We start from the raw sequence: 16,385 nt of genomic DNA on the forward strand, positions 1-16,385 counted from the left end.
TCAAAATGAAAAATTCCAATGCTTGATAAAATTAAACAATTAACCAAAGACACAGCGCTTTACGGAATCAGCACAATTATTGGAAGATTTCTCGGTTTTATTTTAGTTCCGTTTTACACAAATGTTTTCTCGCCAACGGAATTCGGTATTCAATCATACATTTACGCATTTTTAGCTTTTGCAAATATTGTGTACATCTACGGAATGGATGCTGCATTTATGAAATTTGCAACCGTTGATGAAAACAATAAGAAAAAAGTTTATTCAACCGGATATATTTTTGTAACAATTACAACTTTAATATTTTCAATTTTTCTTTTTGGTACATATAAATGGATTGCAAACGAAACAGATTTAACAAATTATTCGCACATATTTTTATATGTAATTGGAATTTTATTTCTTGATACCGCAACATTAATTCCGTTTTCAAATCTACGTTTGGAAAGAAAAGCTTTCAAATTTGCATTAATAAAAATTCTAAATATTCTCATAAATGTTTCATTGAATTTTATACTTATTCTAAAATACAAATATGGAATTGAAGCAATATTCATAAGCAATTTAGTAGCTTCTGCGTTTGCGTTTGTTGTTCTCATTTCGGATATTTTTAGAAATCTAAATTTCACAATTGATAAATTTTATCTTAAAAAAATGTTGTTTTTCGGAGTAACATATTTGCCCGCAAGTGTTGCTTCAATGATTGTTCAAGTTATTGATGTTCCGATAATTCGTGAATTAACAAACGAATCAACTTTGGGAATTTATAGAGCAAATTACAAACTTGGAATATTTATGATGTTGTTTGTTTCAATGTTTCATTACGCTTGGCAGCCGTTTTTTCTTACGAATGCAAAAGAAGAAAATGCAAAAAAAATATTCTCTAAAGTTTTAAGCTTGTTTTTAATTTTCACAAGTTTTATGTGGATTGTACTTTCTCTATTTATTGATGACATTGCAAGTTTTCAATTTTATCACGGAAGAAGTTTAATAGGCAAAGAATATTTATCGGGAATTTATATTGTTCCAATAATTTTACTTGCTTATATATTTCACGGACTTTACATAAACTTTATTGCCGGAATTTATTTAGAAGAAAAAACAAAATATCTTCCCGCAATTACCGGAGTTGGGGCGTTAATAAATATTGTAAGCAATTTTATTTTAGTTCCGGTTATTGGAATTTTCGGCGGCGCGATTTCAACATTATTAAGTTATGTTTTTATGTCGATTGGAATTTTTATTGTTTCCCAAAAGTTTTACAAAATTGATTATGAATTTTCTTTGATTTTAAAAGTAATTTTTACAATAATTTTTATAAGCGGAATTTTTTACTATTTTGTTTTTACAAGTGGAATTACTTTTTCGATAAAAATTATTTTGTTGGGAATTTATTTTCTATCATTTTTAGTTTTTAAAATTGTTAACAAGAAAGATATTATTTCAACAATAAATTTAATTTTCAGAAGAAAAAAATAATTTCGTTTAAATTACTTTTTTAAACTGCAAGTTTTTCATTTACATATTTTTTTATAAATTCGTTTAGTTAATCTTCCATAATAAATATCCTTATCTTATGAAAAAAGTCAATTTATTAATAAAACGTATTTCTAATTCATTTTCAGATATTCCGCTTCCTACTTATTCTACTGAAGGAAGTTCCGGAATGGATATTAGAGCAGCAGTTGAAAATGAAATAATTTTGAAATCTGGAAAAGTAATTTTAGTTCCGACAAATTTATCTGTAGAAATTCCGCTTGGATATGAAATTCAAGTTAGACCGAGAAGCGGATTAGCTGCAAAAAATGGAATTGGAGTTTTAAATTCTCCGGGAACAATTGATTCTGATTACCGAGGAGAAGTAAAAATAATTTTATTTAATTTTGGCGAAGAAGATTTTATAATTAAACGCGGCGATAGAATTGCGCAGTTAGTTTTAGCCGAAGTTATTTTAGCAAACGTTAACGAAGTTGAAGATTTAAATTCATCTCAAAGGGGAGAAGGTGGATTTGGTCACACCGGAAAATCTTAGGATGAAAAAATAAAATGTGTGATTTTGTACATTTACATAACCATTCGCATTACAGCTTGCAAGATGCGGCTTGCACAATTGATTCATTAATTTCTGCAACTCAGAAAAACAAAATGAATGCGCTTGCATTAACCGATCACGGCGTAATGTATGGCATTTCCGAATTTTACAAAAAAGCAAAAAAGGCAAGTATCAAACCAATAATTGGTGTAGAAGCTTACATCAATTTTGAAGGTACACGTTTTGAAAAAAACGAAAGTGCAAATCCTAAGAAAAAATCTAAACAATATAATCACCTTGTGCTAATTGCAAAAAATGATATTGGTTATAAAAATTTAATTAAACTTTCTACACAAGGTTTTACGGAAGGTTTTTATTATAAGCCTCGTATTGATTTAGATTTGTTGCGAGAAAAATCGGAAGGTTTAATTTGTACTTCTGCATGTTTAGCCGGACCGGTTGCCAGCCATTTGTTAAATGGTGATTATCAAAAGGCGAAAGAAAATTCCATTATTTTGAAGGAAATTTTTGGTGATGATTTTTATTTGGAATTGCAAGATCATGGTCAAGAAGAAGACAAACCGGTTTTAGAAGGAATTCCAAAACTTTCCAAAGAATTGGGAATTCAGATGATTGCGACTAACGATATTCATTATATAGAAAAAGAACACGCAATTGCTCATAATATTTTACTACTGCTTTCAGACAAAACCGGAAATAAAGATTACAGAGATTTAAGATATAGAACAGATGAAATCTATTTTAAATCTTCAGAGCAAATGAAAGATTTGTTTAAATCTTACAAAGGAGCAATTGAAAACACTTTAGCAGTTGAAGAAAAAGTAAATGTTAGTTTAGATTTTGAAAAATTTCATTATCCGATTTTTCCAATTCCCCAAGAATCAAATGCAAAAGATTTGGATGAATATTTTGAAATTCTTGCCCGCGAAGGTTTGAATAAAAGATTTTCTAAATTAAATACAAATATTGAAGATAGATTTAAATACGAAGTTGATATAATAAAATCAATGGGTTACGCCGGATATTTCCTAATTACTCAAGATTTTATTAACGCTGCAAAGAATAAAAAAATTCCGGTTGGTCCCGGAAGAGGAAGCGCAGCGGGAAGTTTAGTCGCTTATTCTTTGGGAATCACAAATGTAAATCCACTTGAATATGATTTATTGTTTGAAAGATTTTTAAATCCATCAAGAAAATCAATGCCCGATATTGATATTGATTTTGCCGATGATCAGCGCGGTGAAGTAATTGATTACGTTAAAGAAAAGTATGGTGAAAATTCTGTAAGTCAAATTATTACTTTTAATCGACTTTCCTCAAAAGCAGTTTTGCGAGATGTTGCAAGAGTTTTAAATATTCCAATTCCCACGGTAAATAATATTACAAAATGGATTCCATCAAAGTTTGGCAGAGTTTTTACAATTGATCAAGCGTTAGATGAAGTTCCCGAATTAAGATGGGTTAATGATTCTGATGATGAAAATATTCAAAATTTAATAAAGTATGCAAAGATTTTAGAAGGCATGAACCGTAATGCCAGTAAGCACGCGGCTGGCGTTGTTATAACTCCGGGAGAAGTAAGTGATTTAGTTCCGTTAGCTTCTGCTGGTGCAAACGGTGATTTGGTTACTCAATATAATATGAAGGAATTGGATTCTGCCGGAATTCTTAAAATGGATTTTTTGGGATTGCGGACTTTAACAATTATCCGAGATACAATTGATTTAATTGAACAAACGCAAAATATAAAAATTGATATTGATGCAATTCCAATTGATGATGAAAAAACTTATAAATTATTTTGGAACGGACAAACAACCGGAGTGTTCCAGTTTGAATCTGCTCCGATGAAAGAACATCTCAAAAATTTAAAGCCAACATCAATAAAAGATTTATCCGCGATGAATGCTTTATATCGTCCGGGACCAATGGATTTTATTCCCGATTTTATTGATAGAAAACATGGCAGAAAACCAATTGAATATTTGCATCCTTCGTTGGAAGAAATTTTAAGTGAAACATATGGAATAATTGTTTATCAAGAACAAGTAATTCAAATTGCAAATAAAATTGCCGGAATGACTTTAGCCCAAGCCGATATCTTAAGAAGAGCAATGGGTAAAAAAGATCTTGATGAAATGCAGAAACAAAAAAGTAAATTTGTTGAAGGTGCCGTAAAAAATAATATTCCTCAAAAAATTGCGGAAGAAATTTTTGTTGTAATTGATAAATTTGCAAATTATGGTTTTAATAAAAGTCACGCAGTTGCTTATTCTGTTGTAGCTTATCAAACTGCATATCTCAAAGCAAATTTTACTGCTGAATTTTTGGCAGCAAACTTAACAAACGAATTTGGCAATCCGGATAAAGTTACATTGCTTTTGGAAGATTGCAGAAAATTAAAAATTCATGTAATGGTTCCGGATATAAATCGCCCATCGGTTAAATTCACTGTTGATAAAGATAAAATTGTATTTGGAATGTCTGCAATAAAAAATGTTGGAGTAAATGCAGTTAAAGCAATTGAAGATTCGCATAAAAATTTAGGAAGAAATTTTAAAAGTATTTATGATTTTACATCAAACGTTGATACAAGAATTGTAAATAAAAGAGCTTTAGAAGGATTGGTTTTAGCCGGAGCATTCGATTCGGTTAAAGGAGATAGAGCAAAAAACTTTTCATCAATTGAAAGTGCATTATCGTTTGGCGGTAAAGTTCAATCAACAAAAGAAACACAAAGAGACAGTTTATTTGGCGATGTTGAAGAAATAACTTTTTCTGAACCCGAATTGCCGGAAGTTGATGCTTGGGATCAAAAATTTGCGCTTGCAAAAGAAAGAGAAGCACTTGGATTTTATTTATCAGATCACCCATTAAGAAAATACGAAGCAGAATACAATTCATTTTCTACAATAAAACTTGGTGATCCCGATACTTTTAATAATTTGGATTTTGTCAGAGCTTGCGGAGTTGTGACATCAATTAGAACAAGAATGGATAAATCCGGAAAAAACATGGCATTTTTCACTCTTGATGATTTTACCGGTTCTTGCGAGTGTATAATGTTTGGAAAAATTTACAGTGAAATTGGAAGTTTGATAGTTCCGGAATCCACAATAATGGTTATTGGAAAATTGGAAAGTAGCGGCGACGCGGTAAAACTTCACGCTGAAGATGCAATCTCTTTGGATAAAGTTGCTCAAAAGTTTACAAAAAGTTTAGGAATTCTTTTTGACTCCGAGAAACATAATCCGGAAACTGTTAAAAAAGTAAATTCACTTTTTAATAAAAATGAAGGTAATATTCCCGTTTTGGTTTATGTTAAAATTAATGGTTCATCAAAAAGATTTATTATAAACAATAAAATTTCCATTAATGAATCTCTCATTAAAAATTTGTACGAGTTGTTAGGAGAAGATGCCGTTGCATTTCAAACGATGTAAAAATCGCTTTAAATATCTTTCATTGATTTAGCTTTTTTATTTTTATAACTTTTGCAAATAAATATACAAACAAAAGGAAAACATGACACAAAAATGGGCTTTAGTGTTAGGTGCATCAAGCGGATTTGGCGGTGCATCTGCAATTGAGTTATCAAAGAATGGTTATAATATTTTTGGTATTCATTTAGATCGACAAAGCACAATGCATAATGTTGATCAAATAGTTAAGAAAATTGAAAAAAACGGACACCAAGCTGTATTCTATAATATGAACGCTGCAGACCAACTAAAACGAAATGATACACTTGATGAAATTACAGAAAGATTTGCCGTAAAAGAACATCCGCTTATAAATGTTCTAATACATTCTTTAGCATTTGGAACTTTAAAACCTTTTATCACAAAATCACCGAATGATTGTATTTCTAAATCCCAAATGGAAATGACTCTTGATGTAATGGCTCACACTTTAGTTTATTGGACACAAGGATTGGTTCAAAGAGATTTGTTGGCAAAAGGAGCAAGAATTTTTGCGTTAACAAGTGCCGGATCTCAGCAAGTTATACCTACTTACGGTGCAGTTTCTGCAGCAAAAGCAGCGCTTGAAGCTCATATTCGTCAGCTTTCTGTTGAATTAGGACATATGAAAGTAACTGCAAATGCAATAATGGCTGGCGTTACAGATACTCCTGCTTTAAGAAAAATTCCCGGAAACGAAATGATGATAAAAGCTGCAAGGGAAAAAAATCCAATGGGAAAATTAACAACTCCTGAAGAAGTTGCAAAAGCAATTGTTTTGTTTTGCAGCCCGGAAGCTGATTGGATGACCGGAAATGTAATTGGTATTGATGGCGGCGAATACAACGTTAGTTACACCGGCGATATTATTTGTAAACCAATAAAATAGTGAGATAATTTATGTTCGAATTCGGTTTTACGGAAGATCAGCAAATGCTTCGAGAAATGGTAAAAGATTTCACTAACAAGGAAATTAAACCAATAGCTTCAAAAATTGATGAAGATGCAAAAATTCCTGAATCATTAATTAACAAGTTAGGTGAGTTAGGAATTTTAGGAATTTCATTTCCGGAAGAATATGGCGGAGGTGGTTTTGGTGAAGTTGGTTATTGTATTGCTCAAGAGGAAATTGCAAGAGGTTGTATGGCAACTGCAACAACAATTGGCGCACATCAATCAATTGGCGCAAATGTAATTTATCTTGGCGGAACTGAAGATCAAAAGAAAAAATACCTAACACCTTTGGCAAATGGAGAAAAATTAGCGGCATTTTGTTTAACTGAAGCACAAGCCGGATCGGATTCCTTTAATTTAAAAACAAAAGCTGAGAAAGTTGACGGAAGTTGGATTTTAAATGGCGAAAAATTATGGATAACAAACGGCGGAACTGCCGATATTGTTTCTGTATTTGCAAGAACACCAAAAGGTATAAGTGCGTTTATTGTTGAAACAAATACCCCGGGTTTTCATGCCGGACCGCCTGAAAAGAAAATGGGAATAAAAGGAAGTTCAACAAACGCAATAACATTTGATAATGTTCAAATTCCCGAAGAAAATTTAGTTGGCTCTGATGGAAGAGGTTTTTTACTTGCAATGAAAACTTTAGATGCCGGCAGATTAGGATTGGGTGCGGCTTGTTTAGGTGCGGCAAAAGAACTTTTAGAAATGTCTGCAATTTATGCGCAAGAAAGAGAACAATTTGATGAACCAATTAGTCACTTCCAAGCCATTCAATTTTATTTAGCTGAAATGGCAACAATGATTTATAATATGGAATCCATTGTTTACAGAACAGCCGTTGATTATGATAATGGAAAAAATATTTCTAAACAATCTGCAATGGTTAAACTTTATTGTTCAGACTCGTTAGATGAAATTGCTGATAGAGCAGTTCAAATCCATGGCGGTATGGGATATTCAAGAGAACTACCTGTTGAAAGATTTTACCGTGATTCAAGAATAAATAGAATTTTTGAAGGAACAAATGAAATTCAAAAAACAATAATTGCAAGAGATGTTTTAAAGAAAAAAGGAATTATGTAATTCTAAAAAGGAGAAAAATTTTAATGAAACCATTTACGTTTACTGATGATAATTTTGAAAAAGAAGCTATAAATTCTGAAATACCCGTTGTTGTTGATTTTTGGGCTGCTTGGTGCGGACCTTGCAGAATGATTGCGCCTATTATTGAAGAACTTGCTGTTGAATTTGACGGCAAAATAAAAGTTGGAAAATTAGACGTTGATGTTAATCAACAAACTGCAATAAAATATGGAGTAAGAAGTATTCCAACAGTATTAGTTCTTAAAAATGGAAATGTTAAAGAAACAATAATTGGAGCAGTCCCAAAATCAGTATTTCTTGATAAATTAAAAACTTTGTAAATAGTTGAGGTTATCTCTTCTGAATATTCCAAATTTATATTTTGAAAAATAATTTATCGAAATTATTATTTTTGGCAATATTAAAATTAAATTTTATATAGAGATAACCTCTTAAATTTAATGAGGTAGAAATCATCAAAAAATTTTTTCTCATCTTACTTTTATTTTCACAAATAACTTTGCCAGCTCAAAAGTTCGAAGTAAAAAACTACAATAAAAATAATTCTAAAATTCCTTCCAATACAATATTAAATAATCTCATTTGGGAAAAACTGTTATTGAATTATTTTTTGAGTTGATACTAATTTTATGAATTGAATTTGAAATGATTACTTGTTTATTTTACATATTGTCTGCAAATATTGAAGCTAATGAGTAAATAATATTTGTATATTTTAGGAGAATTTTTTAATATTCAACATCGATGTATAATTTAATAATAGTAACACACTTAAAGACGGAGGTCTTGATGAATAGTTGTTAAACATTTTATGTACAAACGCTTAACAAAAAAACTAATTTAGGAGAAAAATATGAGTCGTAAAATTATTTACGTATTATTACTCTTTGCCATACTTCCAATTTTGGTATTTGCCGGCGATGGAAGAATTAAAGGTAAAGTAACAGATTTAACAACAGGTGAAGCATTAGTTGGAGCAAACGTAGTTGTTATTGGAACTAGTTTTGGTGCTGCGACTGATGTTAATGGGGACTATGTAATAATGAACTTAGATGCTGGTCAACATACAGTTAAAGCCAGTTATTTAGGTTTTCAAAGTATTACAATTACAAACGTGAGAGTAAGTTTAGATTTAACAACTGAAGTAGATTTTCAATTACCTGCCGAGGAAATTTCAGTTGGTACAGTTACAATTGTTGCACAAAAACCACTTATCACAAAAGACGCTACAAGCTCAATTAGAAATGTATCTGGTGAAGATATATCAAATTTACCAGTTAGGGGAGTTACAAATATTATTGGTTTACAAGCTGGCGTTGTTGTTGATGGTGGCAATATTCATATTCGTGGAAGTCGTCCTGATGAAGTTGGTTATTATTTAGAAGGAATTAATATTGCGGATCCGGAAGATGGCGGAAGAGAAATTACTCTTTCTAATGATGCTATTGAAGAACTTCAGGTTGAATCTGGTGGATTTACTGCTGAATTTGGCGGATCAAATGCAGGTATTATTAGATCGCAATTAAAATCCGGAACAAATGATTATCACGCAAGTGTTGAATATATTACAGACAATGTTGGATTTGATTCAAAAGATAATTTTAAAAACCAATCACAAAGATTAGGTGCATATTGGTATGGTTATAATGAAACTAGTTTTTCATTAAGTGGACCTGTTCTTGAAAACCAAATTAAATTTTTCTACAACTTAAATTATAACTTTGATAGAAGCCAAGCAAAAAGAGCATATCCTGGTTTTGATTTAGGGCTAATTAATGATGGTTTTGGAGTTGATACAATTAATTTCTTCTATCCAGCTGGTGTTCGTCAAAATCAGTTAAGAGAAGCTTTTACCCACTCTGGTTCTATAACAATGGATTTCAATCCAATCTTAGTTAGGCTTACTGGAACATATTCTGATGGTTGGAATGATGTTGGCGGTGACGGAGTGTTTGACATTTTAAATAATAGAATTTCAACAAATGATTGGTCAAACGGAAGTTTCAGCTTAAAAGTTAAACATGTTGTTACTCCAAATTTATTTTATGAGTTAACAGGTGGATTGTCAATGAGCCAAGGTGAAGTTTCTGATCCTTATTTAGGAACTGACTATTGGGCATATGGTGATAGTATTGCTAACTCAAATGCAGGTAATGTTTGGGTAAGAAAAGCTCGTGAATTAGCAACTTGGACCAAACAAGGATTAACTGCTGCAGACAGACGTTATATTGAACCAACTGATTTTTCAGTTTATGGTTATACATTTGATGCAGATGGTGCAGTTTCTCAAAACAGTTCAAAATTTGATCAACTCGGTTTAACCGGAAGATTTGATTTAACGTACTTACCATCTAAGCATCATAACATTAAAATTGGCGGTGAGTTTAAACAATATACTTTAAGAAACTGGTCAACTTCAGGATCACAATCAGGTTTTGCAAGAACACTTGCAAATAATCTACTAAAAGCATATGGATCTAACCCAACCCAAGCACAAATAGATGCTGAAAAAGCAAAAATTTTATATACAGCAGGTGTTAATAATTATGGTTATGACGTTTATGGTAATGAATTTGATGGCGATGGAGAAGTAAACGGTGTTGACGGAAAATTTTATGCACCACACAAACCGGTAGAAGCAGGTTTCTATATTCAAGATAAAGTTGAATTTGACGATATAATCTTAAACCTTGGTTTAAGATATGACTATTTTGATATGGATAATATGCAGTTAATAAACCCTGAAATGCCTGAAGATGGAGTTTCTGATACATGGAATAGTGGAGAACTAAATCTTGCAGGATTCAAAGACGTAGCTTCATTCAGCGGTTTAAGTCCAAGATTAAGCGTTTCATTCCCTGTTACAGATAGAACAGTTTTTCATGCTGGATTTGGAAAATATGTTCAACAACCTGCATTAGATGAAGCATATCTTGGCTATCATCAACTAGCTTATCAGTTAGGTCAAAGCTTTTTCTTCTCTGATCCAACTGGTCAAAATTTAAGACCAATTAGAAAAACACATTATGAATTTGGTTTCAGACAACAATTGACGGACTTTTTAGCTTTTGATATTACAGGATTTTATGATGATGTTAAAGGACAAGTGTTCTTCAATTTACAGAGAACAGATGCTAACTCAACTTATGAATCATATAATATTAAACAAAACGGTGACTTTGCAACAACTAAAGGTGTTGAAATACAACTAACAATGAGAAGATTCCAAAGATTAAGCGGTTCTGCTTCATTGTCACTTCAAGATGCTGCTGGTACCGGTACAAATCCTAACAGCAACTCTGGTATAGTTGGTGCTCCTTTAGATGGTGTAACAATTTTCAAACCTAATTATGTTGCTCCTCTAACTTATGATAGACCACTAAAAGGTAATATTTTCTTAGATTACAGATTTGGTGTAGACGATGGTCCTGCAGTATTTGAACAATTAGGTGTTTCAATTCTTGCTTCATTTGCAAGTGGTCATCCTTTTACGAGAGGAACTGGTAGTGCCGGTATGGAAACTGACTCTAGATTTAGAAGCCCATTAGAGCCGCTAAATTCATCCTTAACTCCTTCTACGTTTAATGTTGATCTCAAGATTGATAAATCTTTCAGATTATTTGATCAATTATATGCAAATGTTTATGTAAGAGTATTAAATCTTTTTGACAATAGAAACGTTGAAGATGTATTTAAAAGAACAGGCGCTGCTGATGATGATGGTTATTTAGCTGATCCTACTTTAGGCGGAAAAAAGATAGAAGATTACGGACCGATATTTAATGATATATATCAAGCATTAGAAATAGATTACCAAGGTTACTATTCAAATGCTAGACAAGTATTGTTAGGCATAAGATTAGAGTATTAATCAAAACTGATTATTAAAGTTATAGGAGAAAATTTATGAATAAATATAAAATAAATACTCTTCTCATATTGCTGATTTCATTTTTTATGGCAATGGAAGTTTATGCTGAAGGAGAGTTAAATACTAAAGGTAAAACCCTTAGTAAAGTTACTGGGTCACCATCAAGAACTCGTTTAAATATTAACAATATTTCAACTTGGATATATAATGATGGAAATTCCGATCTTGACCCAAATGGTAATTCGGGTTTAATATTCCCAAAAGGAAGTAATAAAGGCGCAGTATTTCAATCAGGATTAGTTTGGGGTGCAAAAGTATCCGGAGAATTAAGAGTAGGCGGTTCAACATATTCTCAAGGTTTAGTTCCCGGTGCTGTTGTAAATGGCGAACGTGAAGATTCAGACGCTGATCATGTTAGAATTTATAGAGTTAGACCTGATTGGGAAGATGGAAGTATGGTTAGTGAAATTAATGATGGAGAAGGTGCTGAAGCAGATATCAGAGCACAATATGAAAAAGATTGGAACGAATGGCCAGCTGAATTTGGCGCACCTTATGAAGATGTTGATGCAGATGGTTCTTATGATCCATCAATAGACATTCCCGGATTCGCTGGTGCAAACCAAACAGTTTGGTTTGTTGCTAATGATTTTGATGTTGCAACAGCACAAAGTATGTATGGTTCTGATCCTATGGGAATTGAAATGCAGGCTACTTTCTGGGGTTATTCTTTAGGTGGAGCCTTAGGAAACGTAATTTTTAGAAAATACACACTTATTAATGAAAGTTCAAACGTTTTTGACTCAATGTATGTGTCTATGTGGTCTGATATTGATAACGGTTTTGCAGGCGATGATCTTTCAGCTTGCGATGTTGACCGTTCTTTAATGTACTGCTATAATGGTGATGAAGATGATGATGGTATTTATGGACCAAATCCGCCGGCAGTTGGATTTGACTTTTTCCAAGGTCCAATTGTTCCGGGAGAAGCAACTGATCAGGCAATATTCAAAAACAAAAGAATATCTGGTTATAAGAATTTACCAATGAGCGTGCATTATTTCTTTATTAATGGTCATCCGGTTTACAATGACCCTGATTTAGGTGAATATGTTACAGGTACTTTGCAATTTCACAACCTTTTTAGAGGACTTATAACAACTTCAGGCGAACAATTTATTGATCCAACAACCGGTGAAGCTACTATGTTTACATTAGCAGGTGACCCAATTACCGGAACAGGCTGGGTTGATGGCGTTCTTGAAGCACCGGACGATAGACGTCAAGGTATGGTTGCAGGTCCTTTTACTATGGCTCCTGGTGATACTCAAGAAGTTGTAGTTGCAGAATTAGCTGCAGGAGCTACACCGGGTGTTAATAGATTACAAGCTATTCAGTTATTAAGAATTTATGATGATATTGCACAATCTATTTATGACAACTTTTTTGAATTACCTTCACCTCCTCCTTCTCCAATAACCACAGTAACAGGTTATGAGAATGAAGTAATTGTTAATTGGGGCGAAGATCAAACAAGAGTTGATGATATAGAATTAAATTATAAAGCTACAGGTATTGCTAATAGAGGTGAGTTTACTTTCCAAGGATATAATCTTTATCAATTACCAAGTAGATCAGCTACAAAAGAAGAAGCTGTAAGAATTGCTACTTTTGATATTGTTGATGAAGTAAAAGTTATTCTTGATCAAGAAGTTGATCCTGAATCAGGCGTTACTTTAATGTTACCACAACAATTTGGTGATGATAATGGTGTTCAACATTCTTTCCAAGTTACAAAAGATTATATTAGTGGCGAACAGCTTGAAAACGGTACACCGTACTATTTTGCGGTAACGGCATATGCATATAATCCTGATAGTATTCACGTACCAAATACGCTTGAAACACCTTTAAATATTATGGAAGTTGTTCCACAGAATCCAAATCCTGGTTACACTTTACCGGATTTTGAATATGGTGATGGTTTAGAAGTAACACAAACTTCTGGAACGGCAAATGCTGTTGTAACTGCTAAAGTAGTTGATCCTATGGCTTTAACGGGACATGATTATGAAGTTTTCTTTGATCAACAACACTATTATTTTGATAAAGATGGAATTTGGAAAAAAACAAATTTCTCAGATTCTGTTGGTGCAAGTTTAGGTAAACCCGGAGATCAAGGACCTTCAACAATTTCCCCTTTACCTGCAATTTATGCCCCAAATAATACATTAGATCTTCACTTTACTGTTAATATTCTAGCACCGGATTATAACTATGCTGATGCTGTTCAATTAAAATTCCCAGATGGAATTAAAATTAATAGCGTTAATACTATATCAAGCAATCATGATGCAGATGGTATTGTTAATGGTCAAGTTGTTACTTGGGGTTCACCAGATACAACAGGTGATGGTCCTTTTGTTGGCGGTGAAGATTTAATTGTTAACATAGATTTTGTAGAGCCAACTTTTACGGTTGATTATGTAATATTTGATGATGGTTGGTCAACACTTTATGCACTTGATACTGGCGATTCAACATATCTTAATTTAGGAAATGGTATCGTTGATGGACTTGGAACTGTTACTTTAACCGGCGAAACTGGCTATCAATTTAAAACTGAAAAACATTGGAATGTTAGAGATTTAACAACCGGCTTACCTGTTGTTGAAGATCAAAGAGTTTTAGCTGGTGTAAATGTTTATACCGGTGTTGCAGAAGGTGTTAACGGCGCTCCTTTGGCTGATGGAATTCAAGTTGATATTGATGGATTATATGATACTCCAATTAATACTTTTAGTGTTGCATTTTCAGCTCCGTTAGATGAGGATGGTGTTTATAGTGGCGATTCTAGATTATCAGGTTCACCATCTACTGCAAATAATGCATCTAGAATAGTTTTTGTAAATTACACTTATTTTTCAGGTGTTATTTCTAGCTGGGCATATGATAACTTTGGTGGTGTTGGTGCAACAGATATTGAAACTTTGCAACAAGATTATGAAATTAGATTTACTGGTGTTTGGGATAGTACTGAAGTTAATGGACAAAAAGTTCATTACATAAAAGAAGGCGGACAAATGGCAACTTGTTTTAGAATGACTGATGCTGCCTCATTAGCTACAAATCCGTTAAATCCAAATCCTGGTGTTGCTGAACCATTCTTAATAAGAATTCCTTTTGAAGTTTGGAATGTTGATGATCCTGCTAATCCGTATCAAGTTAACTTTACTTATCGAGATCGTGCAAGAACTGGAACAGAGAATCCATTTTATTCATGGAATATGTCAAACAGAATGTATGCAATTGTTGTAAATTCCCCTTACAATCCTGAACAAGTAATTCAAATAGATGGTGGACCGGATGAATTCAATGCCAAAGCAACTTGGGTGTGGGTATTTTATGGATTGAATTACCATCCTGGGGATGCTGTTAAATTTACATATGCAAATCCATTACAATTAGGTAAAGATACATTTAGATTCAAAGCTCCTGTTACTACATATTCAGCTACAAATGCAGCAACAGATGTAAAAAATGTTAATGTTTTCCCAAATCCATATTATGGTGTGAATCCAAATGAAATAAACAAATATCAAAGATTTGTTACATTCAATCATCTTCCATCAAAAGCAAAAGTTAGAATATTTAACTTGGGCGGTCAATTGGTAAGAACTTTAGACAAAGACGATGCTTCTCAATTTTTAAGATGGGATCTTTATAATGAAAGCAGTTTACCAGTTGCAAGCGGAATGTACATAGCATATATCGATATGCCTGAACTTGGTAAAACAAAGATATTAAAAGTAGCAATAATCCAGGAAACACAAATTCTTGACAGATTTTAGTGTTTAATATTAAAGGAGAAAAAAATGAAGAAAATAAATTTAATTTTTATGATTCTAACGATCATTGCTACTAGCTCACTTTTTGGCCAATCTGATAGAAATGGAACAGCTGGGGCAACCGAGCTTTTAATTCCTGTTGGTGGTCGTGGTGTAGCAATGGGTAATGCAAATTTAACTAATTCAGTTGGCGTAGATGCTATTTTCTGGAATCCTGCAAATATTGCACGCTCTAATAATTCAGTTGATGTTATGGTTTCTCATATGAACTATATTGCTGATATTGGTGTTCAATTTGGAGCAGTAGGTGTAAATTTTGAAGAATTTGGAAGTATTGCATTTAGCATTAAATCACTTTCTGTTGGTGATATTATTAAAACAACTGTTGAAAACCCAGATGGAACAGGTCAAACTTTTGCTCCTCAATATTCAACAATTGGGTTGTCATATTCAAAAATGTTAAGTGATAGAGTATCTGTTGGTTTAAACCTAAACTATATTAACGAAACAATTGATTTGGTTAGTGCTTCTGGTTTTGGTTTTGATGTTGGCGTTACTTATGCAGATTTAGCAGGAATAAATGGTTTTGATATGGCTGTTATACTCAAAAATATTGGATCAGATATGTCTTTTGATGGTTCCGGACTTTGGATTCAAGCTGTAAATGCGCAACAAAGACGAGATGAGCAATTCTATAAAATAGAAGCAGCAAGTTTCTCTTTACCAACAACACTTGATATTGGTTTAGGCTATACCTTATCAATTGACGCTCAAAATAATCTTAATTTTGTTGGTACATTTGTTAACCATAACTACTATACAGATCAGTATAAAGTTGGTGCTGAATATAGTTATGATAACTTACTCTTTTTTAGAGGCGGTTATAATCATACTACAGAATTTGAAGCTTCTGAAACTCTATACAAATTTAGTGCTGGTTTTGGTATTAACTATAATTTGAGTGGTGTTGGAGTTCAAATTGACTATGCATATTTACCAACAGAGTTCTTTGATGATACGCACCTAATTTCTTTATCATTAGGTATTGAATAATTGCACTGTTAGTTTAGTCAATTATTATTAATTTT

Annotated in this window: 9 protein-coding genes; all 9 read left to right on the forward strand. The window is 32.6% G+C overall.

All coding sequences use genetic code 11. The annotated features are described in order from the left end of the window. Nucleotides 1–18: 18 nt before the first annotated feature. The 9 genes from IPH62_11270 to IPH62_11310 all read left to right on the forward strand — a co-directional run bounded on the left by IPH62_11270 (nt 19) and on the right by IPH62_11310 (nt 16,350). On the forward strand, nt 19–1,479 hold the full coding sequence (locus tag IPH62_11270) for an oligosaccharide flippase family protein (GenBank protein MBK7105852.1): 1,461 nt from the start codon (nt 19–21) through the stop codon (nt 1,477–1,479). A gap of 97 nt (nt 1,480–1,576) precedes the next feature. Beyond that, the gene (dut, locus tag IPH62_11275; GenBank protein ID MBK7105853.1) at nt 1,577–2,032 is read left to right on the forward strand and encodes a dUTP diphosphatase; all 456 of its coding nucleotides are present in this window, start codon (nt 1,577–1,579) and stop codon (nt 2,030–2,032) included. Between the two features lie 14 nt (nt 2,033–2,046). After that, a complete protein-coding gene (dnaE, locus tag IPH62_11280; protein MBK7105854.1) occupies nt 2,047–5,496 on the forward strand; it encodes a DNA polymerase III subunit alpha in 3,450 nt (1,149 codons plus the stop codon). A gap of 82 nt (nt 5,497–5,578) precedes the next feature. Continuing rightward, entirely contained in the window at nt 5,579–6,403 is an 825-nt protein-coding gene (locus IPH62_11285; GenBank protein ID MBK7105855.1) for an SDR family oxidoreductase, read from the forward strand. A gap of 11 nt (nt 6,404–6,414) precedes the next feature. Beyond that, on the forward strand, nt 6,415–7,557 hold the full coding sequence (locus IPH62_11290; protein ID MBK7105856.1) for an acyl-CoA dehydrogenase family protein: 1,143 nt from the start codon (nt 6,415–6,417) through the stop codon (nt 7,555–7,557). Nucleotides 7,558–7,580: 23 nt separating this feature from the next. Further along, nucleotides 7,581–7,898 (forward strand): thioredoxin, encoded by a 318-nt coding sequence (gene trxA / locus IPH62_11295; GenBank protein MBK7105857.1) that lies wholly within the window; start codon nt 7,581–7,583, stop codon nt 7,896–7,898. Between the two features lie 533 nt (nt 7,899–8,431). Beyond that, on the forward strand, nt 8,432–11,449 hold the full coding sequence (locus IPH62_11300) for a TonB-dependent receptor (GenBank protein MBK7105858.1): 3,018 nt from the start codon (nt 8,432–8,434) through the stop codon (nt 11,447–11,449). A gap of 35 nt (nt 11,450–11,484) precedes the next feature. After that, nucleotides 11,485–15,300 (forward strand): hypothetical protein, encoded by a 3,816-nt coding sequence (locus IPH62_11305; GenBank protein ID MBK7105859.1) that lies wholly within the window; start codon nt 11,485–11,487, stop codon nt 15,298–15,300. 48 nt (nt 15,301–15,348) lie between these two features. Then, nucleotides 15,349–16,350, forward strand: a complete 1,002-nt coding sequence (locus IPH62_11310) for a PorV/PorQ family protein (GenBank protein MBK7105860.1) — start codon at nt 15,349–15,351, stop codon at nt 16,348–16,350. The last annotated feature ends 35 nt before the right edge of the window (nt 16,351–16,385 follow it).

The sequence above is a fragment of the Ignavibacteriota bacterium genome, assembly GCA_016708125.1.
GTDB lineage: Bacteria > Bacteroidota > Ignavibacteria > Ignavibacteriales > Melioribacteraceae.

Excerpts from the sequence above, each read along its gene's own strand:
- IPH62_11270 (MBK7105852.1), top strand. The coding sequence starts at position 19 with ATGCTTGATAAAATTAAACAATTAACCAAAGACACAGCGCTTTACGGA.
- dut (MBK7105853.1), top strand. The coding sequence starts at position 1,577 with ATGAAAAAAGTCAATTTATTAATAAAACGTATTTCTAATTCATTTTCA.
- dnaE (MBK7105854.1), top strand. The coding sequence starts at position 2,047 with ATGTGTGATTTTGTACATTTACATAACCATTCGCATTACAGCTTGCAA.
- IPH62_11285 (MBK7105855.1), top strand. The coding sequence starts at position 5,579 with ATGACACAAAAATGGGCTTTAGTGTTAGGTGCATCAAGCGGATTTGGC.
- IPH62_11290 (MBK7105856.1), top strand. The coding sequence starts at position 6,415 with ATGTTCGAATTCGGTTTTACGGAAGATCAGCAAATGCTTCGAGAAATG.
- trxA (MBK7105857.1), top strand. The coding sequence starts at position 7,581 with ATGAAACCATTTACGTTTACTGATGATAATTTTGAAAAAGAAGCTATA.
- IPH62_11300 (MBK7105858.1), top strand. The coding sequence starts at position 8,432 with ATGAGTCGTAAAATTATTTACGTATTATTACTCTTTGCCATACTTCCA.
- IPH62_11305 (MBK7105859.1), top strand. The coding sequence starts at position 11,485 with ATGAATAAATATAAAATAAATACTCTTCTCATATTGCTGATTTCATTT.
- IPH62_11310 (MBK7105860.1), top strand. The coding sequence starts at position 15,349 with ATGATTCTAACGATCATTGCTACTAGCTCACTTTTTGGCCAATCTGAT.